This is a genomic window from Collimonas sp. (assembly GCF_035566555.1).
In the GTDB taxonomy this organism is placed as follows: Bacteria; Pseudomonadota; Gammaproteobacteria; order Burkholderiales; family Burkholderiaceae_D; genus Collimonas.
In genome coordinates this window covers 1-25313 of record NZ_DATMRB010000070.1, presented here as the reverse complement: position 1 = coordinate 25313, position 25313 = coordinate 1, and the positions used below count along the sequence as shown (strand labels likewise).

The following is a 25313-nucleotide window of genomic DNA, read 5'->3' as shown; positions in this document are numbered from 1 at the left end:
GTGCTGCTTCAATTTCACTTCACCGTCCATTTCGGATTAGGGATCTCGCCGAACATTTCCGGCGCATACATGGCTTCGACCCGGGTCGGCGGCAAGCTGAATTCGCCCGGATTGTTAAGGCGGAAGGTATAGGTCATGGTGAATTTCCCCTTCGGCACATACTCGTAATAGCTGCGGAAAGATTCGAAGCTACGCTCCTCGTACGCCAGCCAGGCACTGCCGCTAGGCCGTTCGCTGCTGGTGGCGATCGCCGAATCGCGGCCCAGGCCGGAACCCAGCAAGGTCGCACCAGATGGAATCGGATCGGTCGCCACCACCCAGGTCATGTCGGTCTGGGCGTCAACCTCCAGATCGACCCGGTAGATATCGCCGCGGCTGTACTTGCCCTTTTCCTTTTGCTCGACCGGCACGATGTTCTTGGTGATCCGGTAGCCGCTGGAGAATGGCTTCTTGAGCGCCACGGCTGCCAGGCTTTGCACGGTCACCCACGGCGCGCCGCTGCCGGCGTGGCTCAGCTTGAGCTCCGCCGGTGCGGCAGTAGCGGGCCATGGCAGTTGCAGCTTGCCGCCTTCCGCCGTCGTGGTCGGCCAGCTGAAGCTTTGGCTGCTGGCCACGGCAGCGCCCTGCTCCAGCGAAGCCTTGGTCACGCCGGCGACTTTTTCCGATTCGAACTTCTGGCCGAATTTCTGCATCGCCAGGCTGCCCCAGACATTGGCGGTGGTGGTCGCCCAGTGCCCGCGCGACTGCCGCTGGATGGCGCCGTTGATCAGCTTCGGCATGTCTTCCTTCCAGGCCGGGTTGTCGAGCATGGTCAGCACCAGCCGGGTGGCGTTGACGTCGGCGCTGGCCATCAGCCACCACCAGTAATCGTCGGTCTCGGTCGAGAAGCCCATGCGTGTGCTTTGATAGTTCAGGCGGGCGCGGATGATCTGGTCGGCTTCGGCCAGGCGCTTGGCGCGGTCCGGAATGCTGGAAACCCGCTGCAGGATATTGATCCAGTCCAGCACCGCCGAAGTCGGCCACAGATTGGGCGAGAGCTGGATCGAATCGAGCATGGCCGGCCGCACCCGGTCATAGCGCGACAGCGCTTCCAGCGCGGCCAGCTTGCGCACGTCCAGGTCTTTCTTGGGCGACCAGAAATCGCGCGTGATCTTGCCTTCGACAAAGGCAGCCAGGCCGTCCAGCATCTTGTCGCGGCTCTGCTGCGGAATCGCAAAGCCGGATTCTTGCGTGACGGCCAGCAGATAGGCGGTCAGGGTGTCGCTGCCGCGTCCCGCATTGCTGGCGCTCGGCGGGTAGTAGTAAGCCAGGCCGTCGCTGTCGAGGTAGGTCGGCAGATCGTTGGCCACTTTTTGCCAGGCGACGTCGTCACGCAAGCCGATGGCGCGCGAGGTCTTTTGTTCCAGGCAGGAGAACGGATAGTTGACGAAGTAACGCCGCAAGCCCTCGCTGTTGCCAGCCAGCGAAGACGCCAGCGATACCGCCAGCCCGCCGCGGCCAGGCAGGCCGTCGGCCGGCGGCGCCACCGCCATGCTGAACGGCTTGTCGAGCTGGAACATGGTAGCCTGCTGCACCGTCACCGGCACTGCCGGCACCACGCGCTGGGTGAACTTGATGGCGTCCTTGACCTTAGGCCCGCCCTGCTCCTGGGCATTGATTTCCCACACCAGCTGCTTGGCATCGGCCGGCACGGTCACCGCCCATACCAGTTCGCGTGATTCCCCAGCTGGGATGCTCACGTCCTTCGGCGGCAACGGTGTCGCCAAACCGATGGCCTGGGCAGTGGCGTTGACTTGCATCACGCGTGTAGTGGTATTACGCACCGTCACCATGGCGCTGAAATCGTCGCCCTCGCGCACCAGCGGCGGCAAGCCGGAAATCAGCTGCAGGTCCTGGGTCGAGCGGATGCTGACGGCGCCGGTGCCGAACAGGCTGTCGCCGCTCTGCGCCACGGCGACGATCTTGAAGCTGGTCAGGGCATCGTTGAGCGGCACGTCGACCTGGGCCCGGCCATTGGCATCCAGCACGATGGCCGGCTTCCACAGCAACAAGGTATCGAACAGTTCACGGGTCGGCGACTTGCCGCCGCCGCCGCCGGCCGGTATCGCCTTGCGGCCGTAATGGCGTTTACCCACTACCTGCATTTGCGCAGTCGAGGTTTCGACACCGTAGCTGCGCCGCTGCAGCATTGCCTGCAACAGGTCCCAGCTCTTGTTCGGCTCCAGTTCGAGCAAGGCTTCATCCACCGCCGCCAGGGCGATTTCCGCGCCGGCCGCCGGTTTGCCGTTCGGCAGGTTGACCTGGATGTTGACCTTGGCGGTGGTGCGGATAGCATAGCTAGGCTGGTCGGCCTTGACCGTCACCGCCAGCTGGTTGGCGGCGCTGCCCACTGAAATTTCGGCGATGCCGAACTTGTAGGCCGGCTTGGCCAGGTCGACCGTGGCGCTCGGGGCCTGGTATTCCTTGAATTCATGCCACCAGTTCAGCGGCTCTTTCCAGCCCCAGGTAAAGAAGGAATACCATGGTACATCGCGCATGCGGCCGCGCACCGCCAGCACCGAGACGAAGATGTTGGGCGCATAGCCGGCCTTGACCGGCAGGCTGAAAGTCGGGTCCTGGCCGTTCAGCTGCAGCACCTGGGTTTCGACCACGCCTTCGCGTTCCACCGCCACCAGCACGGTGGCATAGCGGAACGGCATGCGCACCTGGAACTTGGCGGTCTCGCCCGGCTGGTAACTTTTCTTCTCCGGCAGGATATCGATGCGGTCCTGGTTTTCGCCATCGAACCACAGCTCGCCCTGCTTGGTCACCCAGACCGAGCTGGCCGCAACGGAGACCTTGCCGCTGTCGTCCTTGCCCGTGGCGGTCAATTCGATATTGCCCGGTTCCGACAATTCCACGGTACAGATCATCAAGCCGCGGGCGTCGGTTTTACCCGAGCACAGCGAGCCGAGATCGGTGCCGGTGCTGGTGTTTTCATAAGCGTAGAAACCACCCACCATGCGTTTGCGGTGCGAGTTGGTGCGCTTGGACGAACCGCTGATTTCTATCGAGACGCCGCTTTGCGGCTGGCCAGCGGGATTCAGGGCGACTGCCGTCAGGGTCAGCTTCTTCTTGACCGAGACCCACTCCCCGGCTTTCAGGCCGACGACGACTGCCGCCGGCCAGATCGGGGTAACGCTGGACACGGTCTGGATTTCGCCGTTCGGGTCGGCAAAGGTCATTTCCGTCAGCAATTCCTTCGGTGCAGTGATTGCCGGCAGATCCTTCACCACGGTCTTGCCGCCGCCGTTCTTGTCCAGCGTCACCGGCAATTTGTCGGCGACGATCTTCTGGTCGTCGGCGCCGCTGTCCTCATCGTTGCGCGCGGCGGAAAAGGAATAACCGTCGTAGGCGGAAAAACTCACGCCCTTGCCGCGCAACAGGCTGGTGACATGCACCGACTGGCCGGAAGCGCCGCCGCCGTTGAGGTAGTTCAGTTGTACATCGAGCGGCACTTCTTTCGGCGCCACCAGGCTTTTCGGCGGCGTGATCCGTCCCTGCAGCAGCGGCAGGCGGAACTCCTCGACGCGGAAGCTGCCGGTGCTGTAGCTGCGGCGGCCGTGGCCTTCGTCATCGCCCTCGTCGCTGCTGCTGTCGCTGTCCTCTTTCGCATCGCCGGCCTCGGCGACGTTCTTGGGCGCGCCGCTGTCCAGCATCACGTCATAGCTGCCAAGCTTGGCTTCCTTGGGAATGGTAAATACGGTTTCCGCGTTTTTCTGGCCGCGCCATGTCAAGGCAAACTGATATTCCTGGCCGCTGCCCTGGTGGATGATGCGCACCCGGGTCGGCAGCTTGTCCTTCGCCAGCAAGCCGAAGCCTTGCATGGTCTCAGTGCGGATCACGTGCTTCATCGACACCGTTTCGCCGGCGCGGAACAAGGTGCGGTCGAACACGGTATGGGCGCGCACGGTGGATGCCTTGTCGGTATCGGTCGGCAGGTTGAAACGCCAGGATTCGATGCCGCTGTTCCAGGAGGTCAAGGCAAACGCCATGTCGGCGCGGCCCTTTTCATCGGTCTTGCGGGCGCTGACAAAGAAGCCCGAGATTTTTCCCGATTCGCCATCGCCGCCGTTGCGGCAAACGTCCTCCGGGAATTCCGGCACCATGACGATCCCGGTCTTGTCGGTCTTGCCGCGCCACAGCTCGGTGCCGGTGCAATCGGAAATCCGCACATCGGCATCGCCCACCGGCTTGGCGTTATCCAGCGTGGTGACCCACACCGCGCCGTTCTGGCGGCCGATCTTGACGTGCACCGACAAATTAGTCACCAGCGCGCTGGTCCGCACGAACATCGGCGCGGCCTTGCCCAGCAATGCCGCGCCCAGCTTTTGCGATTCCAGCTCGACCACGTAAAAGCCTGGATCCTTGAGCGGAATGCCGATCACTTCAAACGGCCGGATGCCGTCCTTGTTTTCCGGTGACTGCGGCAGCGCCAAAGTCTTGACGCCGGCCTGCTTGGCCAGGATGCCGAGGCTGCGCGTCTCCACCTGCTTCTTGTTGATGGTGATGGTGCTCTCGTGATAACGGTTAAGCTTGGTCAGCCAGGCGATGATGCTCTGGTCGTCCGTGACCTTGAGGTTGCTGACGTTGCCCGGATGGATCTTGCCGTCCGCGCTGCGCGCGATCATGCTGGCCTCGACGCTGCGCAGGGTGACCGGCAAGGTGGCGTCGGCATTGAGTTCGATGATGCCAAACGGCGCCGAGGGAAATTTCGCCAGCGGCGGATAATCCGCCATGCGGGTTTTCATCGGGAATGCAGAGGCGTTTGACAAGGCGCGGCCGTTTTCGTCCAGGAAGTCTTTCGGCAGCTCGATGCTGAGTTCCGACTTTTCCGCGAAAGGCGGATTGAAGGTCAGCTGCGTCACCGTATCCTCGGTGTCGGTCTTGTCGAAAAATGGCTTGAGCTTGCCGTTGGCGCCGCTCAGCGTGACATTCTCCGCCAGCTTGCGCGGCACCGGCGAGGTAAACAACAGGCGTACCGGCAGGATGGGCGCGCAGGCAGCGTTCGCGTTTTCGCGCTCGCAGCTGAAGCTGGCGGTGAAAGTCGGCCGCACCTTGAACTTGAATACTTGCGGCTGGCGGCTAGCCACGCCTGAGGGTGTCGCCACTCCCTTGTCCCAGGTCAGGCTGACCTCGCTGTCGTTAGGCAGGCGCTGCTGGCATTGCACAGTGCTGACACGTTCGGGATTGATTTTTTCGGCAAATTGATCGAGCAGGTCCTTGCGCGCCGCGCCGGCAATCAGCTTGACCGGAATCCGTTCGTGCACCCCTTCCGCTTCGCAATACACATGCTGCAAAATGCTTTCGCTGGTAGCGGCGCCGTTCTGCACCAGGATGAAAATCTGCTCTTCATCGATGCGCTCGCCCGACGGCATGACATTGATCACGGCGGGGCCGCCGGTGTTGAACTGAAAACTGGTTTTACCGCTTAACGCAGCTCCGGACAATAATTTGAAGCCCGTCTTGAGCGTGAAGCTGCAGCGCGTGCCCGGTCCTATGTCCTTGACGAAATCATAGATCCAGTTGCGTTCGTCGGCCCAGCGGCCGCTGCCGGCCTCGGCGCAATTGACGTCGAACGGCATCGGCGCCTTGGGGTCGCCGAATTTCACTGCCGCTTCGGAAAAATTGACGCGCACCTGGCGCACCTGGGCGACGTCGCCTTGCGGAGAAAAGCTGTTGATGCTGGCGGCATGCGCGCCCTGGCTGAACAGCAAGGCCGCGAGCAGCGGAGCGGCAGCCCTGCAGGCGAAAAAAAACAGCCCCGGAAATTTCACGGCGCTGTTGCTTGCTGTCTTACGTTCGATTGCTGGTCGCATGGACATCCTCAGACTAGAAAAACATGGAAACGGCAGCCTGCTGTGCGCTGTGCCGCTCTATTTTCAAAACCGTTGCTTCAGGACGAACGGCCCGCAAGCAGATTGACCAGCATGACCAGGCCAATCGCGCCGGCAATGAATGCCCAGTACTGCATCTTGATGAAGAACAAAGAATGGTCCGGCTTCAAGATCACCTCGGCGCCAGTCTGCTGGTCGAGTAAAACCCGGTTCTTCAGCGGCGAATTGAACTTGTTGCCGACCTGCCAGATCGCAGCCGCCGAGAACATCATCCCGAGCGCAGCGCCATTGGCTACCGGCCAGCCTGCCTTCTCAAAAAGTACCGTCGTCAATACTACTATCAATGCCGTGATGACAAGCACCAATAAACCCCATCCCTTCCAGACCACAATCATTGCATCCCCTGTCTCAAGCCGCGCCGTACCAGCGTGCACAACGTAAAGCCGGCCCTTGACGGGGCCGGCCGATGTAGTTTCACACCATCAATTTTGTTGCAATTGTACAACTAAATACATGAGAAAGCGACAACTGCTTTTGATGAACGGCGGCAGTCGATGCGCCGCGCTTTTCTAGCGGGCGACGCCGCTCCCGGCCTGACGCGTGCCACCGCCGAGATTGCTGCCGGCATTCCGCGCCAGGCCGCGATAGCCGAGCACTGTCAGCAGCGTCAGTACGCCGGCCATCGCGAAAGCCCAGTGAAAGTCGGCGAGGACGAAATGCGCCTCCGGCGTCATCGCGCCGGCGCCGCGAAAATAGGCGGCGACCCGCAACGCCAGTGCGCCGAAGGCGATGCCCATGCCGATCGTCATCTGCTGCGCCACGCTCCACAAGGTGCTGGCGGCGCTCTTCTGCGCTTCACCGATGTCGGCATAGGCCAGCGTCGCCAAGGTTGAGAACTGCAATGATCGCGCCAGGCCGTAGATGAACAAGGTCAGCAATATCCACGGCAGCGGCGTGCTTGGGGCCAGCAAGCTGCAGGCAAACACGAACAGCGCAGCGATCGTGACGTTGGTGACGGCAACGCGGCGGAAACCGTAGCGCCGGATGATGCGGGTGGTGAACATTTTCATGCCCAGGTTGCCGAGCGCGCTGGCCAGCAGCAGCAAGCCGGAACGAAACGCCGACAGGCCGAAGCCGATCTGGAACATCAGCGGCAGCAGATAAGGCACTGCTTCAATACCGATGCGGGTGGCCGAACCGGTAATCACCGTGACCGAAAAGGTCGGCACCTTCAGCGTCGAAAAATCCAGCAAGGGATAGGTCCGGCCAAGCGCGTGGCGATAGGCGGTCACGCCCAACGCCAGGCCGCCCAGCACAAAGCTCAGCGCCACCAGCAGATTGGCTTCCATATGGCTGGCCAGCTCGGTACCGTACAGCAAAGAGGTCAAGGCGGCGCCGCTCAGCACGAAACCGGGCAGGTCCAGCGGCCGGCGATTGCCGCCGCGCTCGTTCGGGACGATGGCGATCACGGCAGTCAATGCGGCGATGCCGAACGGCACGTTCATCAGGAAGATCCAGTGCCAGGAAGCGTAAGTCGTAATAAAGCCGCCAATCGAAGGACCGACTACCGGCGCCACGATGGCTGGCCAGGTAATGGTCGAGATCGCTTGCATCAGCTTGTCCTTGCTGGTGTTGCGCACCACGATCAGGCGCCCGACCGGCACCATCATGGCGCCGCCCACTCCCTGCAGGATGCGGGCGGCAGTGAATTCGAAGACGCTGCCGGACAAGCCACACAGCACCGAGGCCAGCGTAAACACCACGATGGCGGCGCCGAACACAGTGCGCGAACCGATGCGGTCGGCGACCCAGCCGCTGACCGGGATGAACACCGCCAGGGTCAGCATGTAAGCCGTCATGCCCAGGCTCAGCTCATTCGGACCGACGTCGAAATCGCGCGCCATCTGCGGCAGCGCGGTGGCGATGATGGTGGTGTCCAGGTACTCCATGAAGAAGGTGGCGGCGACAATGAATGGTAACCAATGGGAGCGGGATTTGGCAGATGCAGCGAACATGAAGACCCTCAGGAAAATGGCTGGACCATTGACCGATCCGCTCTGCGCAGGAGTATACAAAAAACCGTGGAAACGCGCTTGCCGCCTGGCATTCCGGCTTGCAGAGGGATTCCAGGAAAGCGTTTTTCCACATCAAAAACAGGGGCTTGAAAAAATAGACAGATCTTTCTGTTTTTGGTTACAAATGGTAACACTAGTTACAAAATAAACAGTCCGATACATTGCCACACAGAAATAAATCCATTAGTCTGTTTTCCCAAGAAGACTAAACAAACCAAAAAAATTGTGCATAGCAGTTGCTGCAGCGCTGCTTTCTTGGGCCAGTAGCCGGCGCCTTGAAAGCGGCTCCAGTTGCGGATAATCCTCGAGAGGAATGTCTTATGCCTTGCCCTGGATTCGAATCAGCCATACCGTTTTTTTCGGGACTGTCGGCCGACGGTTTCGCTCGCAGCCCTGGCTTCTGCGCTATGCAGACAGGCATCGAGGCCATGCTGCCCCCACCCAGTTGATGGGCGTTCTACCGCGTCACTGATCCAACCTTGAAGCAGCACCAGTTCATGCGCCTGCCGGCAGCGCGCATGTGGTCTTTCTGTTCGCCGATTTTTTGTCAAGCCAGGCAGCCAGCAACTCGTCGCCGGGCGTTTGCGCCGTGTCCGCCGTTTGTGCGTGACAGGCAACAAGGCATTTCTTCACAGCGCCGGCATTCGGCGTTGCGGGAAATTGCGACTTCCCTTGAGAGCCTTACATTTCACGGGAATGCATCCACTGAGCAGATCCGGCCGACCACCGTCGGCAGGGTCACTTTATCCCTTAAAAACCGGAGTAAAGTAATGACATTCAGATCCAACTTCAAAATGCTGGCGCTCGCGGCGATGACGCTTGCTGCGTTTGCCACAACCGCTCACGCAGAAACCTGGGCGCCAACCGCGACCAAGGCCACTGCGGTTGCAAGCACGGCGCGAACCGCTGTGACACATATCGCAGCAATGCAAGCCGGCACATTGACCCACGTGGTGGTGGCGCTGAAACTGCGCAACAAGGTGCAACTGGATCAGCTCACTGCCGATCTGATGGCTGGACGCTCGCACAACACTCTGTCGAGCGCAGACTTCATGCGTACCTATGCGCCGACCAAAGAGCAGGTGCAAGCCGTGGTCAGCCATCTGGCCAAGAGCGGCTTCACCAATATCACGGTGTCTGCCAACAATCTGCTGGTGAGCGCCAACGGCTCCGCCGGTTCGGTGAAGACAGCCTTCAATACCGAGCTGCATACCTATAGCGTGAACGGCCGCAATGCCTACGCCAACGTCAGCGATGCTTCGGTGCCGCAAGCGCTGGGCAATATTGTGCTGGCAGTACATGGCTTGCAAACGGTGCATCTGAACCACACCATGCTGAAGAAAGCTGATGTCCGCACGGCCGCCAAGATACTCTCTGTAACCGGTCACAATCCTACCGATTTCCCGACCATCTACAATGCGGCCAGCCTGCCTAGCGCCAGCAACGCCACCATCGGCATCATCGCCCAGGGCGATCTGTCGCAAACCATTGCGGACTTGAACACGTTCACGTCCAATTCGGGTTATCCGCAGACCAACGTCTCGACCGTAGTGGTCAACGGCGCCAGCAGCGATACTTCCGGCATCGATGAGTGGAACATGGATACGCAAAGCTCGCTGGCGGCAGCAGGCGGCACGATCAAGCAAATGATCCTGTACGCAGCCAATACCTTGAGCGACGCCGACCTGACCTCGGCCTACAACCAGGTCGTGAGCGACAACAAAGCGCAGGCCATCAATGTCTCCCTGGGCGAATGTGAAACCGATGCGCAGTCATCGGGCGTCACCGCCAGTAACGACCAGATCTTCCAGTCTGCGGTCGCGCAAGGGCAAACATTCTCGGTGTCGTCGGGTGACTCGGGTGCTTATGAGTGCGATACCAGCGCTACGGCCCAAAGCTATCCTGCGGTTTCGCCGTACGTGATCGCAGTCGGCGGCACACAGGTGAACACTGGTTCGAACAATGCCTGGTCGTCGGAATCGGTGTGGTCGTGCTCTGACTGGCAAAGCTGCCAGCAAAGCGCAAACGGCGGCGCCGGCGGTGGTCCTAGCACGACTGAATCGGCACCTAGCTGGCAAGTCAGCGCAGGCGTTGGTTCCTCCTCCAGCCGTGGCGTACCTGACATTTCGCTGGATGCAGATCCTTCCAGCGGCGCGCTGGTCCTGATCAATGGCTCCGCCACGCAAATCGGCGGCACCAGCCTGGCAGCACCGTTGTTCACCGGCTTCTGGGCTCGTGTCCAGTCGGCCAACAACAACAGCCTGCCATTCCCGGCTACCGCCATCTATCAAAAAGCCGCAGCCAACCCAAGCATGTTCCACGACATCACTTCGGGTAACCAAGGCTACGCCGCCAAGGCAGGATGGGATTACGCCAGCGGTTACGGCAGCCTGAATGTCGCCAACTTTGCTTCGGTCATCGGTTCCGGCGGCACTACTCCGCCACCACCGCCACCAGGCAATGTGCTGACTAGCGGCGTGCCAGTGACAGGCCTTGGCCTGCCTGCCGGTTCCAGCAAGGTCTACACCATCGTGGTTCCTGCCGGTCGCACCAGCTTGACCTTCAAGACTTCCGGCGGCAGAGGCGATGCTGATATCTACGCAAGTTTCGGTACCGCACCGACTACCAGCTCTTATCAGTACGTATCGGATGGCTCGACAACCTCGGAAAACATCACTATCCGCAATCCAAAAGCAGGCACTTATTACCTGCTGCTCAATTCCTATGCGACCTTCAGCGGTGTAACGCTGGTCGCCAACGATTGAGCAGGATCCGGCTGCTTGGTAGTTAGTAATATCAATGCTTGAACGGTCGCGACACTGCGCCCGGGCGAGGAAACGGCGGCGACGCCGTTTCCTCCGCCAGACCCCGTTCGCTAATCCTCCTTCTTTATCCCGACTTCCCGCCTGCAAGACGCTTTGCCGACCCTGCGCCCCGCCCAGCCTCAAGTCAGAACCAACGCATTGAAACGAACGCTAGCCTTCAAGCCCGGCAAACGGCCGGCGCGCTCCAGGTAAACCTCGGCCTGATGCTGTTCGGTGACCTGCTTGACGATCGCCAGTCCAAGACCGCTGCCGGCCGCCTGCGGCACCAGGCAACGGTAGAAACGATCGAACACGCGCTGCCGTTCTTCCGGCGGGATGCCGGGCCCGCTGTCTTCGATTTCCAGGACGATTTTTTGCTTGCCGGCGCGGATGGCGACGTCCACCTGGCCGCCGCTGGGCGTGTAGCGGATCGCATTATCGATCAGGTTGCGGACCAGGATCGGGATGTGATATTCCGATCCCATGATGATTCCCGCATCCAGCTGCTCTACCCCGAGATTGATCTTGCGGCTGTTGGCGTAGGGGATGAAATCGATGGTCACCTGGCGCACGATTTCATGCAGCTGCAACGGCACATGCGGATCATGCATGCCGCCGAACTCCAGGCGCGACGCCATCAGCAGCTGCTCGACCAGATGACTGCTGCGCTTGACCCCTGCCTTGAGATCGGCCAGAGCGCCGGCTTCGCGGCCGCTGCCTAACGACTGCTCTACCAGCTGCGCCTGGATTTGCAGGGTCGCCAGCGGCGTGCGCAGTTCGTGCGAAGCATCGGCGATGAATTTTTTCTGGCTCTCGAGCGCCACGCCCAGGCGCTGCAGCAAGGTATCGATGGCTTGCGTCAGCGGCTGGATTTCCTGCGGCTGTTCCGGCGACGCCAGCCGCTCCAGCTTGTCTGGCGTACGTTTGGCCAGTTCCTGCGAGAGCCGGGTCAAGGATTGCAGGCCGCTACCGACGCTCCAATGAATCAGCAAACCCATGATCAGCAGGAAAATCAGCAGCGGCACCAGCGAGCGCAGCGCATGATCGAGCGCGATATTGCGCCTGCCGTCGAGCGACTGCGCTACCTGGATCAGGTTGTGGTCGGTCTTGCGCACGAACAGCTTCCACTCGCTGCCATGCCACGGCGCCTCGCTATAGCCGGGGGTAGAAAAAGGCGGCAGGACGAGGTCCGGATGCGAGCGGTAAGTCAGCTTGCCGCTGTTGTCCCAGATCTGCAGGATGCTGTCGTCGCCATCGTATTTCAGCGCCGGCGTGTTCTTTTCCAGGCCACCGCCGCTGAAATTGGCAGGGATGGCGAAGGCGATCTGGTTCATCTGGTCGTCGTAGATATCGGCCAGCAAGGCGCGGTCGATCAGGTAGTCGGCCACCATGAAGCAGACGCCGAGGATGGCGAGGCCGGACAGCAGCCAGAACAGCAGACGGTTCCTGATCGACACGTCAGTTGCTGCACAGGCTGTCGGAGCTGGACAGCATATAGCCCAGGCCACGGATGTTACGGATCACTCCGGGCGCCAGCTTTTTTCGCAACGCATGAATGTGCACTTCGATGGTATTGCTTTCCACTTCATCGTTCCAGCCATACACCTTGTCGACCAGCTGCGCGCGCGACAGCACCGCACCCGGTTTTTCGATCAGCGCCGCCAGCACCATCAGCTCGCGGCCGCTGAGGCCGACCTGCTTGCCCTTGTAGGCGACGGTATTGCTGGCCGGGTCGAAATGGATGTCGCCATGCACTAGCTGCGGATTGGTGCGGCCGCCGCTACGGCGCAGCAAGGCACGCACCCGCGCAGCCAGTTCATCGAGGTCGAAAGGCTTGTTCAGATAATCGTCGGCGCCAGCATCCAGTCCTTCGATACGGTTCAGCACACGATCGCTGGCGGACAGGATGATCACCGGCGTGCTGTTGCCGTCGGCGCGCATCTTCTTCAACACTTCCAGTCCGGATTTGCGCGGCAATCCCAGGTCCAGCAGGACCGCCGAATAAGATTCCGCAGCCAGCGCCGCCTCGGCGGCGATGCCGTCCTGAGTCCAGTCGACAGTGAAACCGTAGGGGTAAAAGCCTTTACGGATACTGTTGCCCAGCATGTAGTCGTCTTCAATCAGCAATATGCGCATCGCGGCAGAAGCCCGGTTTAATCGACCTTACAAAATAGCAGCCGATTGTGACGAGCGCGTGAAATCAAAGCCCGATTGACATAAATCAGACAGATTGCGCACAGCTCATTTTCGCTTAATTTTCAAAGCTTATGCTTCGCCCCGAACTGACGCCGCGCACGGCAAAACCCGCAGGCAAACGGCTGAACCACGGCTGCCGGATATTTTTTCAGCGATTTTTCATAAACACGATTCCAAAAAGGAAACCCAGAAATGAAGCGCCCTAGTTTAAAACCCGCGACCCTGCATGTCCTTCACGCTCTCGCTGTCATGTGCGTCGCCGCGCCGCAGATCGGCCACGCCCAGCAAGCCGCCGACCTGGCCGCCTCCGGCGCCGCCGAGGCCATCAACACCGTCGAAGTGGTCGGCAGCGCAGTCAGCGCCAGCCGCAGCGCGCCGGCGCAGAGTTCGCTGTCGGCCCGTTCCGCGCAATCGATCGTCAGCGACGACTTCATCCGCAACCTGACATCGCCGGTAGCCGATTTCAGCCAGGTGCTGCAAATGACGCCCGGCATGTACAGCTATAGCCCGAACGGCGTCGGCCTGGGCGACACCAAGACTTATTTCCGCGGCTTCGCCGACGGCGACTATACGGTCAGCTTTGACGGCATTCCGTTCCAGGACACCAACAGCCCCTCGCATCACACCTGGGCCTTTTTCCCTAGCCAGTTCCTGGGTGGCGCGGTGGTTGACCGCAGCCCGGGATCGGCAGCGACCATCGGCCCGGCCAACTTCGGCGGTTCAGTCAACCTGCTGTCGCGCAACCTGGAAAACGAGCAGCGCACCAGCGTCTTCGATTCGTATGGTTCATTCGACACCAAGATCTACGGCGCCGAATTCGAGAGCGGCCAGTTCGGCGCCAACGGCGCCCAGAATCTCTTGCTGAATGCGCATCAGATGACCTCCGACGGCTACCAGACTTACAACAAGCAGACCCGCGATGCGGTATCGCTCAAGTATCAGTTCAACATCACCGACAGTACTGCCCTGACCTTGTTCGGCTCGTATATCGACCTGAAAGCCAATACCCCGAACACAAAGGGCGCGACGCGGGCGCAGATCGCCCAGTTCGGCGACGATTATTTGCTGAGCAACGATCCCAAGCAGGCCAACTACTATGGCTACAATTTCTACCACGTCACATCCGATTTCGAATATGCCGGCCTGACGTCCAATCTCGGCAACGGCTGGAAGCTGGACGACAAGCTCTACACTTACGCTTACCATAACCAGCAGAACTATAACGGCAGCACCATCACCGCCACCAGCGGCACGGATAAGCTCAACAGCTACCGCACCTATGGCAACCTGCTGCGCCTGAGCCAGGAATCCAGCCTCGGCATCCTGCGCACCGGCCTGTGGGCAGAAAACGCCGACACCAACCGCTATCAGATTCCTTCCGATCCGCGCAGCTGGGTGGACGCCGTCCTGCCCAACTTCCACGAGCGCTTCAAGACCACTACCCTGCAGCCTTTCGTCGAGTACGAATTCCAGGTAGCCAGCGACCTGAAGATCACGCCGGGCGTGAAGTATTCCTCGTACCGCCAGTCGCTGACGCAGTATGCGGACAACGGCAAGACCGTCGGCAACCTGGGCGGCCTGCCCAGCGTCGATCATGGGGTCACCTACAACAGCGTGCTGCCGTCGCTCGACGTGCACTACATGCTGCAGCCTAACTGGTCGGTATACGGCCAGTACGCCACCGGCGACGAAATTCCGCCGACCAGCGTGTTCGACGTCAAGAACGCCAATGTGACAGCGCTGCCGTCCTCGATCAAGAGCAAGACTTTCCAGGTCGGTTCGGTGTGGAAGTCGGAGCGCTTCACCTTTGATATCGACGCTTATCACATCAAGTTCGACAACGCCTATTCCTCCTTCACCGACAATGCCGGCAACACTACCTTCTTCTCCAACGGCAGCTCGACCACGCAGGGTATCGAGGCGGAAGGCAACCTGGTGCTGGGCGCGGGCTTCAGCCTGTACGCCAACGCCACCTACGGCACCGCCAAGTACGGCAACGGCCAGTGGGTCGCCAGCGCGCCTAGCGACACCGAAACATTGGGCCTGAACTACAACCGCGGCGGCTGGGATATCGGCTGGCTGAACAAGCGCGTCGGCACCATGTACAACGACAACGGCAGCGTCCACCAGGCAGTCAAGATCGCGCCGTTCACGATCTCCAACCTGTTCGTCAACTACACCATCCGCCATCCGCTGCAATTCGTAAAGAAGGCCAAGATCCAGTTCGGCGTCAACAACCTGTTCGACAAGCACAGCATCGTCGGCGTCAATCCGGCCAGCACCGCCACTTCGGCGCCGGCCCCGGGCGATGTACTGACGCTGCTGCCGGCACGCGCCTTGTCGCTGACCGTCAGCCTGGATTTCTAAGGCCAGTCTCCTTCTATATTATTTATATTTGAAAGTGATACCCATGCGCAAATTCATCGTTCCCTTGCTCGTCATGTCCTTCCTGGCTGCCGGCGCTTCCGTCCAGGCCCGCGAAGAAAATCCCTTTATCACGTCCAAGGAAATCGACCTGATCAAGCTGTTGCCGCCGCCTCCGGCCAACGATTCGCTGCAGACCAAGGCTGAACTGAGCGAAATCCTGGCCCTGCAAGCAGCGCGCACGCCGGAAATGACGGCGCGCTCGCAAGCCGACGCCAGCGAAGAAATCTGGCGCTTCGCCGACGTCATGGGCGTGAAGTTCAAGCGCGAGCAGTTGCCGGTGTTCGCCAGATTCTTCCAGCGCGTAGTCGATTCGGAAGGCGCCGTGGTCGATACATACAAGGACATCTGGAAGCGTCCGCGTCCATTCATGGTGAGCGACCAGGTCAAGCCGGTAGTCAAGCTGTCGCGCTCCGGCGCCTACCCTTCCGGCCACGCCACCTCGGGCACGCTGATGGGCATCGTGCTGGCCAACATGGTGCCGGAAAAGCGCGCGGAAATCATGGCGCGCGCCGCCGAGTACGCCAACAACCGCATCATCTGCGGCGTCCACTACCGCTCCGACATTGAAAGCGGCCGCATCACCGGCACCGTGATCGCCGCCAGACTGCAAACCCGCGACGACTTCAACACGGGCTTCATCGCTGCCCGCGATGAGCTGCGCGGCGTCCTGCAGCTGGGCGCGGAGCCGGCCGAAGCAAAATAAGCTTCGCCGCCAACGCGGCATGCCATGCCTGCAACGCCCTGACGCCAGTCAGGGCGTTTTTTGTTGGGCGATGACGCTGGCGCTCAGTGACAGCTAAGTTTGCCTGCGTAAGCTTACCCTGACCGTGGCGCCTCGCCGCCATTGCCCCCGCAGAGGGGCTCCTCCTCCAATTTTTACAGAATCACTCGGGAGTTTTTATGACTATTGCAACAGCCGCCGCCGGCAATAGCTGGATCAACAAGGTGCCGGAAGCCACGCTCCTGTTCTGGATCATCAAGATGATGTCCACCACGGTCGGCGAAACCGGCGCCGACTACCTGGCCGCCGACCTCCATTTCGGCCTGGCCGGCACCGCGCTGGTGACCGGCTTGCTGCTGGCCGGCGCCTGGCTGTTCCAGCTGCGCGCCAGCCGCTATGTGCCGCCGCTGTACTGGATCTGCGTGGTGCTGGTCAGCATTTTCGGCACCCTGGTCACCGACATGCTGAGCGACTTGGCACGCATACCGCTGGCTATCTCGACCGCCGCGTTCAGCATTGCCATGCTTGCCACATTCTGGGCCTGGCATGCGCGCGAAAAAACGCTGTCCATCGCCGCCATCGACAGCCCCCGGCGCGAGCTGTTCTACTGGACCGTGATCCTGTTCACCTTTGCGCTCGGCACTGCCGCCGGCGATTGGGTGGCGGAAGGGCTGAACCTGGGCTACGCCAATTCGGCGCTGCTGTTCGGCGGCCTGATCGGACTGGTGGCCCTGGCGCGCTACGGTTTCAAGCTCAACGCCACTGCCTGTTTCTGGATTGCCTATGTATTGACGCGTCCTTTCGGCGCCTCCTGCGGCGACCTGCTCTCGCAGCCAGGCAGCAGCGGCGGCCTGGGTTTTGGTACGATAGCAACCAGCGCCCTGTTCCTGGCGGTTATCGCCGGCCTGGTGGCTTATCTGTCCTTCACGCAAAAACGTTTGACGGCGCAACGCGCCTGAAAATAAGGAAACTGAAAAGGAAACAATGATGGATAAGACAACCCAACTGGCGCTCAGCAAGGTGCCGCAAGTCACCCTGCTGTTCTGGATCATCAAGATTGCCGCCACCACGCTAGGCGAAACCGGCGGCGACGCCGTTACCATGTCGATGAACCTGGGCTACCTGGTCGGCAGCATCATCTTCGGCGTGGTCTTCCTGGTCGCGGTCGCCGCCCAGATCCGCGCTACCCGCTTCCACCCCTTCCTCTACTGGCTCACGGTGATCGCCACCACCACCATCGGCACCACGCTGGCCGACTTTGCCGACCGCTCGCTCGGCATCGGCTATCCTGGCGGCGCATCATTGCTGTTTGCGCTATTGATGATTTCCTTGTTTGTCTGGTACCGGACGCTGGGGTCGGTGGCTGTCGACAGCGTCCATTCACCGGCGGCGGAGATGTTCTACTGGGTCACCATCATGTTTTCGCAAACCCTGGGCACCGCGCTGGGCGACTGGGCAGCCGATACCGCCGGCCTCGGCTATGGCGGCGCCGCCGTCCTGTTCGGCAGCCTGCTGGCGCTGGTGGCGCTGGCCTACTACTGCACCAAGATTTCGCGCACGCTGCTGTTCTGGGCGGCGTTCATCCTGACACGCCCGCTGGGCGCCGTGGTCGGCGACTTTCTCGACAAGCCGCTGAATGCCGGCGGACTGGCCCTGAGCCGCTATTCGGCATCGGCGGCGCTGCTGATCTTCATCGTCGCCTGCATCCTGCTGTTCCGCCAGCAGGCGGCGCCGGCCGTGAAGCGTGAGAGTATACGGGTGGAGCGTAAGCCCGAAACCATCGATCAATAGCGTAATAACGGAGGACACATGCGGGTATTGCTGGCCGAAGACGATCCGATGATCGGAGAGGCCATCCAGGCGGCGCTGAAAGACGCCTCTTACGCCGTCGACTGGGTACGCAACGGCAAGACCGCGCTGGATACGCTGTCGTGCCAGCACTATGACTTGCTGCTGCTCGATCTCGGCTTGCCCGGCAAGGACGGCTTCGAGGTGATGGACGCCATCCGGCGCCAGGACAATCCTCTGCCCTTGCTGATCATCACGGCGCGCGACGGCCTCGAACATCGCCTGCGCGGACTGGATGGCGGCGCCGACGACTACATCCTGAAGCCGTTCGAGATGGCCGAACTGCTGGCGCGGGCGCGCGCCGTGCTGCGCCGCAAAGGCGGCAGCGCCACACCCTTGCTGAGCAACGGCATCATCTCGCTCGATCCGGCCACGCGCCTGGCCAGCAACCAGGAACAGCCGCCCCAGCAGCTGTCGAATCGCGAATTCGCCCTGCTGCAGGCGCTGATGCTGAGGCCGGGAGCGATTTTGTCGCGCAGCGAGCTGGAGGAACGGATCTATGGCTGGGGCGAGGAAGTGGAAAGCAACGCCGTCGAATTCCTGATCCATGCCCTGCGCAAGAAACTGGGCAGCGCAACCATTAAAAATGTCAGGGGCGTGGGATGGATGGTATCCAAAGGAAGCTGAAGGACTCGATCCAGTTCCGCCTGTCGCTCTGGCTGTCGCTGGCGATCCTGGCGGTAGCCCTGCTGGCCGGGGTGTTCGCCTTCGTGTCAGGCTTCGACGAAGCGCATGAATTCCAGGACGACATGCTGCGCCAGGTCGCCGCTTTGTTCGACCAGGAGCATATCCCGGTTCCGCCTCAACAGGGTGCCGCCAAGGTGGCGATCGGCGACGAGGAAGCGCGCGTCATCGTGCAGTATCTCGACGACCAGAACGGCAGCGCTGGCGTCCCCGCAACGAAACGGCTGAAGTTGCCTGCAAACCTGCGGGACGGCATGCAAACCGTACACTCCGGCCATCACCGTTACCGCGTGCTGGTAAAAACCCTGGCCTCGCAGCAGCGCATCGCCGTCGCCCAGGAAACCGCGGTGCGCGACGAAATCGCCCGCGACAGCGGCTTACGCACCCTGATGCCCTTCCTGATCCTGATCCCGCTGTTGCTGCTGCTGGTGGCGCATCTGGTGCGCAAGATGTTCCTGCCGATCGCTCGGCTGTCGGCCGAAATCGATGGCCGCAATGAACAGGAACTACATGCGCTGGCGTCGGAACGGCTGCCGGTCGAAGTACGCCCCTTTGTGGTCGCCATCAATCGCCTGCTGGAGCGCGTGGCGCAAGCCATGGAGGCGCAGCGCCGCTTCGTCGCCGACGCCGCCCATGAATTGCGTTCGCCGCTCACCGCGCTGTCGCTGCAGGCCGAGCGGCTGGCCGAGGCCGACATGCCGGATACCGCACGCCAGCGGCTGGCGACGCTGCGGCAAGGGATTGAACGCGGACGGCGCTTGCTGGACCAGCTGCTGGCGCTGGCGCGGGCGCAGTCGGCGCCGCTGGCGCCCAGCGACACGGTAGCCGTGATGCAGGTGTACCGGCGCGTGCTGGAAGACCTGATGCCGCTGGCCGAGGCCCGGCAGATCGACATCGGCGTCGACGGCGAAGCCGGCCTGCGGGTGCCGGTGGCCGAAGTCGACCTGATCACCATCGTCAGGAATCTGGTCGACAACGCCATCCGCTATACGCCGCCGGGCGGACGCATCAGCCTGTCCATGCACAGCAGCGCCGGCGGCGTCAGCTTGCAGGTGGACGATTCCGGGCCAGGCATCGCAGCGGAAGAACAGGCGCGCGTATTCGATCCCTTCTACCGCGTGCTCGGCAACGACGCCACCGGCTCGGGACTGGGACTGTCCATCGTCCAGACTATCGCCAGCCGCATCGGCGCCCGCGTCACGCTGGCGCATGCCGACCGGCAAACACAGACAGGATTGCGCGTCACCGTGTTCATCCCGCTGGCAGCAGCTAAAATAGGCGCCTGATCTGCCGCTCTTCCATTGAAGTTTCATTGAAGTCTCAATGTCCGGGGCCTTGGACGCGATGGGGTATCTGCCACTGTCGCTGCCAAGGGCAAAACCAAGAATAGAGGATGCAATATGAAAATCCGTGCCGCCGTACTGCGCCAGACTGGCTTGCCGCATCCTTATCGGGAATCGCGGCCGCTGGCGATTGAAGAGCTCGAACTGGCGCCGCCGGGACGCGACGAAGTGCTGGTGCGGATCCGCGCCGCCGGCCTGTGCCACTCTGACCTGTCGGTCATCAACGGCGAGCGGCCGCGGCCGTTGCCGATGGCGCTTGGCCACGAAGCGGCCGGCGAAGTTGTCGAACTGGGAGACGGCGTCAGCGATCTGCAGCCTGGCGATCATGTAGCGCTGGTGTTCGTCCCCAGCTGCGGCCATTGCCTGCCCTGCGGCGAAGGCCGCCCGGCCTTGTGCGAACCCGGCGCCCGGGCCAACGCCAACGGCAGCTTGCTGTCCGGCGCGCGCCTGCTGGCAAGCGCGCAAGGTGAAGCGGTCAATCATCATCTTGGCTGCTCGGCGTTCGCCGAGTATGCTGTCGTTTCGCGCCGTTCCCTGGTAAAAATCGATCCCGCGCTGCCATTTGACGAAGCCGCGCTGTTCGGCTGCGCAGTCCTGACGGGCGTCGGTGCGGTCATCAATACGGCCCAGGCGCGCGCGAGGTGATTGCCATCGACCTGGCCGCCGGCAAGCGCGAACTCGCCACTCGGCTGGGCGCCACCATGGTGTTTGACGGCAGTGATCCGAACTGCATCGATGCAGTCAGGGAAGCTACCGGCGGCGGCGCCGACCATGTATTTGAATTCGCCGGTTCGGTGCGGGCATTCGAAACCGCCTACCGTATCACCCGTCGCGGCGGCACCACTACCACCGCGGGCCTGCCGCCGGCGGCCGCCCAGTTCGGACTGCCGCTCGTCAACCTGGTGGCGGAGGAACGCACCGTCAAGGGCAGCTATATCGGCAGCTGCGTGCCGGTGCGTGACCTGGCGCGCTATATCAGCCTGTATCGCGGCGGACGGCTGCCGGTCAACCTGCTGCTGTCGCACCGCTTGCGGCTGGAGGATATCAATGAAGGTTTTGACCGCTTGCATACCGGCGAGGCGGTGCGCCAGGTGATTGTTTTTGACTAATGCCTGTCATCGCCCCCAAGTGGACGTTGTGCTGCACGGCTAACGTAGCTTTCTTTCAGTCTGTTCACTTTCGCGCGTGACCTCACGATAAATAAACACTGAGGCAGCAAACCAATGTGCGACCACATTGAGAGAACTCCCGGATGAAGCACAGTGTTTGCTGGACAGTTAAACCACAGCAGCGCTGAACGAATCGGGCCGCCGCGCAAGCAGATGAGACAGCCGTTGAAGACCCGCTTGTAAGCGTCCACGGTCCTTGATGTTACCCAAAGAGATCCGAATTGCATTCACTGATCGATTGCCAGTTGCGAATGCCTCCGCCGGCGTGACTGCGATGCCCTCGCTGTCGGCTGCACGCGCAAGCTGTGAGGGGGTCCAATACGCCGGCAACTCGAGCCATACGTGCAGGCCGTCTCCGGCGCCGCTGTACCGCCCCGCCAGAATATCTCGAGCCATCCAGTGGCGCCGGCGCGCCTCGTTGCGTACGCCTTCCATCAATCCGTCAGCCGAACCGTCGAGGATCCACTGAGTGGCCAGTGCGGCCGTCAGAGGAGCAACCATCAGCGCAAATGATCTTAGCGCGACCAGGAAACGTTCGCGTTCGTGCGAGGCGCGTATTAGCACGAAGGCGACACGCAAGCCGGGCGTCAGGCATTTCGACAGGGTTGAGATGTAGTACACCTGTTCAGGGGCAAACGTGGCAACAGGTGGTGGCGGGGCATCGGCAAGGAGCCAGTAGGGATCGTCCTCGACGATGCGTACTTGCAGCGCTGCGCGATGCTGGCGAGCTCCTTGCGCCGACGCGCCGGAATGGTGATGGCGGTCGGGTTCTGTAATGTCGGATTGAGGTAGACCAGCCCAGGCTTGTGCTGGCGGCAGGCTTCCTCAAGCATCTCAGGCACCATCCCGTGCTTGTCCGCTTCCACCGCAATGATGCGCCGGCCGAATTGGGTCGCTGCGGCACGCAAGCCGGGATAACTCATTGGTTCTGCCAGGATGACATCGCCAGGCTCCGTCAGCGCAAGGATCAATGCGGCGATCGCCGCTTGCGCACCCGGACAGACAACAACCTGTCGAGAATCCAGATGTCCAAACATCGGTGCTAGCCATTTGGCTCCAGCCCTACGGTCGGAGTCGCTTCCCCCGGCCAAGTGATAAGTCATCAGCAATTCATTATCCGCCCTCATCAGTACTTGAGACAAACCTTGTTTCAGCATGTCGTCGAAGTCCACGCCATCCGGCGGTGGTGGGGTATTCATGCTCAGGTCGAGGATCGAGGTCAATTCGACTTTCGGCGCCGCGACATAAGTGCCTCGAGCGCCGCGGCCCTCCAGCAAGTTGCGGCGTCTGGCTTCGTCGTATGCGCGCGTGATCGTCGTCAGGTCGACGTCCAGCTGTGCTGCCAACTGGCGCTGCGGAGGTAGACGGTCACCCGGTTTCAGCGATCCTTCTACCACCGCCGCCTGCAACGCATCCGCAATCTGCAAAAACCGTGGGCCTTTGTTCCCGGCCAATCGTGGCAACCAGACTGCCAAATTTTCATCTTGTATGGTTTTCGGCTGGGACATTTTGTCTCAATGTATGGAAATTGTTTTTAAGTAGTATGCATCAGGACGTGCAGCAACACCATCCTTGCATGGCAGTCGTTGACGTTTTCTCCTCTCTCAGCTGCATTCGGCAAATCACTCCGCTGGATGCCATTCTTATTTCATAGGTAGATGTAATGAAAGATTCAAGCAGGATGCCTGAGAGGATGGTTTGAACAAAAAATGAAGCTGTTGAAGCAGCGTTTTGAGGTAGTGCTCCTCACGATAGATAGTGTCAAGTAATAGCCTGGAAATACGCAAAATGATGGATTGGATCCCTATAGTCTTGGTTACCTTCAAGGTTCTCGTGCTCGGCACGGGCATGTTCTTCGCCATCAAATGGCATTACGATCAAGGAAAGAAGGAGAAAGAGAAGCGCGCGGCGCTACGCGCAGGCGGCAAGGTGGCCGCAGTCTTCGTGCTATCGCTCTTGGGCCTGGTGCTCGTCACTTTCGTCCTTGCCAGGATGCTCGGTTTGGACTTGACCTTCCCATGATGGCAAAGAATAGTCGGCCGATATCCAGTGATGCGGCAGCAATTCCCCGCTGCGGCTATTGGGCAGCGTCGGCAAGCGGGTCAGAGTAAATCGCCACGAATCTGCTAGACAAACTGCTTTGCCTTATACGCGGCGTCAACCGTTGTTTCCAGAATCGAGCCAGCCAGGACATCGTTCTGGAATGCCTCGTTCTTGCGGCATACCTTGTCGTAGGCTTCCTGCAGCTGACTGATTCGCTGGGTCAAGCTATCCAGGTGCGACCGCAATAGCATCACCTCCCCGCCGTTCTTGAGCAAGACAGTGACCATCGCGGCAACGTTCTATTCCACCGTTCCCTGCGCCGAACGCATCATCGGCAAGATACCCTTCATCTAATATTCATATTAGTCATATAAAATAACAATTTGTCATGTATTGTTGACATTCTATTTTTCGGACTGTTATGAAAAACTACTTATATCGGTTTTCTCACATCGCTTCATGGCTTGTTGTAGCGGGGAGTTTGGGGAATGCCACGCTGCACGCTCAAACGATCTCACACAGCAAAGATAAAGAAAGTCAATCTTCTGCAACACAGTATTTCAATCGCTTGCTGCCTGCGGAACGAAAGAGAATTCTCTTAACAGACACTGAGAAAAAAATCCCGAATATCAACGAGGACAACGCGTTGAATAAGGGGGCTGGGAAATCACTCTCATTGGCGAAGGAGCGTTTTAAATGCGGAACGCATGAAGAGTCGAACACTGCCAGGAATAATTACAATAATCAGTATCGTGGAGGGCAAGATCCGTCGCCACAACAGTCCGCAGATATGCTCAACTCGCCAAAGAGCGTCACATCAAGTGGCTGCAGGATGTCGACCGACTAGAGTTGTCGATATTCGATTCACGTCCACTGAAGAGTGAAATATCGCAGCAGAGAATCATTAATCAATGCTTGATCGGCCACACTGAAACCAAGTAAAGGCCGGGCCGGATAGTGACCCCCCCTTTTTTGTGACCTTGAGCGCTGAATGTTTTTTACTTTTGCACCTGACTAAATAACGCTATGCGCGCTATCACTCGGTAGTTATTAGCCATTGCTCTGTAGTTCGTAATTTGTCACGAAAGATCTGATGAAATATTCATTCCGCCTGCATGTCCTGCTAATTGTTATATGTGCATTTGTCGTCGCGCCGGCAACGGCTGTCAGTAACGATACAGATATAGATGCTGCAATTAAAGCGGTATCGCGCGATTACAGCGAATCGTTGAAAAGTAACGCAGTAAAAGATGGCAGCAACAACATTTCACCAGACGTGGCAAGCTCGAATATAGCAAGGAAAAACACGAAGCCGCCCGAGGGCAGTAAGGCCTGCCCCCCGGCCCCAAGCGGCTTGAGCACCTATGCGACAAGCATCGGCATTGGATTACTCACCGGAAAATTTTATCCTCCATTAAGCCCCGAACAAAGATGCGACATGATGACTTCGACTGTAAGGGATCCGGGTCCTGCTTTTCAACACAATATGCCTTTTGTGATCATTAAGTGAGCCGGAATGGAGAGCGCCTCTCGTTCATTTTCCTTGCATACACTTCTTCTGCCGAAATGGTGCGGCCTCGACTTTTTTTGCCGTAATTTACTGCCACGCGGCGATGCGAGCAGTGTTCTCCACACTGCTCGCATCGCCATATTTTTTCCCGCCCCCACAGAGTAACAACCTGCTCACACGCTGCGATTCGCTCATCGTGATCGCTGCGTCAGTGCTGCCGTTAAAGCTCAAGCGAATGTCAATACCCTCTAGCATTCTTCAGCGCACAAAAAGGGCAGAACAAATTGAATAAGTCGAAATTCCCTCACGTCCCACTCTGGTTATTTCTCGGTGCAAGCATGTATGCATTGCTGGGGTTGGCGCAAGTACATGCCGTGCCGGTAACACCAGATGCCACAATCGAAGTCAGCAATACAAAGACAAATATACAGATCCGCCCCCGCATCGGCCTGGTGCTGTCCGGCGGCGGCGCGCGCGGCTATGCGCATCTGGGGGTGTTGCAGGCGCTGGAGAAAATGCATATCCCGATTGACTATGTTGCTGCCACCAGCATGGGCGCCGTGGTCGGCGGCTTGTATGCGAGCGGACTGTCAGTCGATGAGCTGGACCGCATCCTG

General features: G+C 60.2%; 17 protein-coding genes and 2 pseudogenes. 12 read left to right on the top strand and 7 right to left on the bottom strand.

All coding sequences use genetic code 11. The annotated features are described in order from the left end of the window. Positions 1 to 14 precede the first annotated feature (14 nt). From VNZ65_RS09465 to VNZ65_RS09455, 3 genes are all read right to left on the bottom strand, one after another. Positions 15 to 5858: an alpha-2-macroglobulin family protein gene (locus VNZ65_RS09465; RefSeq protein ID WP_325668309.1), complete on the bottom strand. Its 5844-nt coding sequence runs from the start codon at positions 5856 to 5858 to the stop codon at positions 15 to 17. A gap of 77 nt (positions 5859 to 5935) precedes the next feature. Beyond that, positions 5936 to 6208 (bottom strand): hypothetical protein, encoded by a 273-nt coding sequence (locus VNZ65_RS09460; protein ID WP_325668307.1) that lies wholly within the window; start codon positions 6206 to 6208, stop codon positions 5936 to 5938. A 237-nt stretch (positions 6209 to 6445) separates the two neighbouring features. Next, positions 6446 to 7891 carry an MFS transporter gene (locus VNZ65_RS09455; protein WP_325668305.1) on the bottom strand — a complete coding sequence of 482 codons (1446 nt, stop codon included), beginning with the start codon at positions 7889 to 7891 and terminating at the stop codon, positions 6446 to 6448. Positions 7892 to 8721: 830 nt separating this feature from the next. Here VNZ65_RS09455 and VNZ65_RS09450 point away from each other — a divergent pair. Further along, the gene (locus VNZ65_RS09450) at positions 8722 to 10716 is read left to right on the top strand and encodes a protease pro-enzyme activation domain-containing protein (RefSeq protein ID WP_325668303.1); all 1995 of its coding nucleotides are present in this window, start codon (positions 8722 to 8724) and stop codon (positions 10714 to 10716) included. Positions 10717 to 10895: 179 nt separating this feature from the next. Here the strand turns inward: VNZ65_RS09450 and VNZ65_RS09445 are convergent, their stop codons facing one another. Beyond that, positions 10896 to 12212, bottom strand: coding sequence for an ATP-binding protein (locus tag VNZ65_RS09445; RefSeq protein WP_325668301.1), 1317 nt, complete (start codon positions 12210 to 12212; stop codon positions 10896 to 10898). A gap of 1 nt (position 12213) precedes the next feature. Beyond that, positions 12214 to 12891, bottom strand: coding sequence for a response regulator transcription factor (locus VNZ65_RS09440; protein ID WP_061939946.1), 678 nt, complete (start codon positions 12889 to 12891; stop codon positions 12214 to 12216). Positions 12892 to 13143: 252 nt separating this feature from the next. Between VNZ65_RS09440 and VNZ65_RS09435 the strand changes: the two genes are divergently transcribed. The 7 genes and pseudogenes from VNZ65_RS09435 (at position 13144) to VNZ65_RS09405 (ending at position 21083) form a co-directional block, all read left to right on the top strand. Beyond that, on the top strand, positions 13144 to 15318 hold the full coding sequence (locus VNZ65_RS09435) for a TonB-dependent receptor domain-containing protein (RefSeq protein ID WP_325668299.1): 2175 nt from the start codon (positions 13144 to 13146) through the stop codon (positions 15316 to 15318). Positions 15319 to 15361: 43 nt separating this feature from the next. Further along, positions 15362 to 16081: a phosphatase PAP2 family protein gene (locus VNZ65_RS09430; protein WP_325668298.1), complete on the top strand. Its 720-nt coding sequence runs from the start codon at positions 15362 to 15364 to the stop codon at positions 16079 to 16081. Between the two features lie 197 nt (positions 16082 to 16278). Further along, positions 16279 to 17058 carry a hypothetical protein gene (locus VNZ65_RS09425; RefSeq protein ID WP_325668296.1) on the top strand — a complete coding sequence of 260 codons (780 nt, stop codon included), beginning with the start codon at positions 16279 to 16281 and terminating at the stop codon, positions 17056 to 17058. A gap of 25 nt (positions 17059 to 17083) precedes the next feature. Further along, positions 17084 to 17890, top strand: a complete 807-nt coding sequence (locus VNZ65_RS09420; protein WP_414649088.1) for a hypothetical protein — start codon at positions 17084 to 17086, stop codon at positions 17888 to 17890. An 18-nt stretch (positions 17891 to 17908) separates the two neighbouring features. Continuing rightward, positions 17909 to 18574: a response regulator transcription factor gene (locus VNZ65_RS09415; protein WP_325668292.1), complete on the top strand. Its 666-nt coding sequence runs from the start codon at positions 17909 to 17911 to the stop codon at positions 18572 to 18574. Beyond that, positions 18550 to 19917, top strand: coding sequence for an ATP-binding protein (locus VNZ65_RS09410; protein WP_325668290.1), 1368 nt, complete (start codon positions 18550 to 18552; stop codon positions 19915 to 19917). Before VNZ65_RS09415 ends, VNZ65_RS09410 begins: the two co-directional genes overlap by 25 nt. A gap of 114 nt (positions 19918 to 20031) precedes the next feature. Continuing rightward, positions 20032 to 21083, top strand: a pseudogene (locus VNZ65_RS09405) (zinc-dependent alcohol dehydrogenase family protein). A 168-nt stretch (positions 21084 to 21251) separates the two neighbouring features. Here the strand turns inward: VNZ65_RS09405 and VNZ65_RS09400 are convergent. Beyond that, positions 21252 to 22651, bottom strand: a pseudogene (locus tag VNZ65_RS09400) (PLP-dependent aminotransferase family protein). 280 nt (positions 22652 to 22931) lie between these two features. Here VNZ65_RS09400 and VNZ65_RS09395 point away from each other — a divergent pair. After that, positions 22932 to 23165 (top strand): hypothetical protein, encoded by a 234-nt coding sequence (locus VNZ65_RS09395; RefSeq protein WP_325668288.1) that lies wholly within the window; start codon positions 22932 to 22934, stop codon positions 23163 to 23165. Between the two features lie 104 nt (positions 23166 to 23269). Here VNZ65_RS09395 and VNZ65_RS09390 read toward each other — a convergent pair whose 3' ends face one another. Continuing rightward, positions 23270 to 23410 (bottom strand): hypothetical protein, encoded by a 141-nt coding sequence (locus VNZ65_RS09390; protein ID WP_325668286.1) that lies wholly within the window; start codon positions 23408 to 23410, stop codon positions 23270 to 23272. Between the two features lie 197 nt (positions 23411 to 23607). Between VNZ65_RS09390 and VNZ65_RS09385 the strand changes: the two genes are divergently transcribed. The 3 genes from VNZ65_RS09385 to VNZ65_RS09375 all read left to right on the top strand — a co-directional run. Continuing rightward, positions 23608 to 24033 carry a hypothetical protein gene (locus tag VNZ65_RS09385; RefSeq protein WP_325668284.1) on the top strand — a complete coding sequence of 142 codons (426 nt, stop codon included), beginning with the start codon at positions 23608 to 23610 and terminating at the stop codon, positions 24031 to 24033. A 246-nt stretch (positions 24034 to 24279) separates the two neighbouring features. Beyond that, positions 24280 to 24696 (top strand): hypothetical protein, encoded by a 417-nt coding sequence (locus VNZ65_RS09380; protein ID WP_325668282.1) that lies wholly within the window; start codon positions 24280 to 24282, stop codon positions 24694 to 24696. Positions 24697 to 25034: 338 nt separating this feature from the next. Further along, positions 25035 to 25313: patatin-like phospholipase family protein (locus VNZ65_RS09375; protein ID WP_325668280.1), on the top strand; the 279-nt coding region annotated here is incomplete at its 3' end.

Excerpts from the sequence above, each read along its gene's own strand:
- VNZ65_RS09440 (WP_061939946.1), bottom strand. The coding sequence starts at position 12,891 with ATGCGCATATTGCTGATTGAAGACGACTACATGCTGGGCAACAGTATC.
- VNZ65_RS09430 (WP_325668298.1), top strand. The coding sequence starts at position 15,362 with ATGCGCAAATTCATCGTTCCCTTGCTCGTCATGTCCTTCCTGGCTGCC.
- VNZ65_RS09455 (WP_325668305.1), bottom strand. The coding sequence starts at position 7,891 with ATGTTCGCTGCATCTGCCAAATCCCGCTCCCATTGGTTACCATTCATT.
- VNZ65_RS09385 (WP_325668284.1), top strand. The coding sequence starts at position 23,608 with ATGAAAAACTACTTATATCGGTTTTCTCACATCGCTTCATGGCTTGTT.
- VNZ65_RS09415 (WP_325668292.1), top strand. The coding sequence starts at position 17,909 with ATGCGGGTATTGCTGGCCGAAGACGATCCGATGATCGGAGAGGCCATC.
- VNZ65_RS09465 (WP_325668309.1), bottom strand. The coding sequence starts at position 5,858 with ATGCGACCAGCAATCGAACGTAAGACAGCAAGCAACAGCGCCGTGAAA.
- VNZ65_RS09450 (WP_325668303.1), top strand. The coding sequence starts at position 8,722 with ATGACATTCAGATCCAACTTCAAAATGCTGGCGCTCGCGGCGATGACG.
- VNZ65_RS09425 (WP_325668296.1), top strand. The coding sequence starts at position 16,279 with ATGACTATTGCAACAGCCGCCGCCGGCAATAGCTGGATCAACAAGGTG.
- VNZ65_RS09395 (WP_325668288.1), top strand. The coding sequence starts at position 22,932 with ATGATGGATTGGATCCCTATAGTCTTGGTTACCTTCAAGGTTCTCGTG.
- VNZ65_RS09410 (WP_325668290.1), top strand. The coding sequence starts at position 18,550 with ATGGATGGTATCCAAAGGAAGCTGAAGGACTCGATCCAGTTCCGCCTG.
- VNZ65_RS09380 (WP_325668282.1), top strand. The coding sequence starts at position 24,280 with ATGAAATATTCATTCCGCCTGCATGTCCTGCTAATTGTTATATGTGCA.
- VNZ65_RS09435 (WP_325668299.1), top strand. The coding sequence starts at position 13,144 with ATGAAGCGCCCTAGTTTAAAACCCGCGACCCTGCATGTCCTTCACGCT.
- VNZ65_RS09420 (WP_414649088.1), top strand. The coding sequence starts at position 17,084 with ATGATGGATAAGACAACCCAACTGGCGCTCAGCAAGGTGCCGCAAGTC.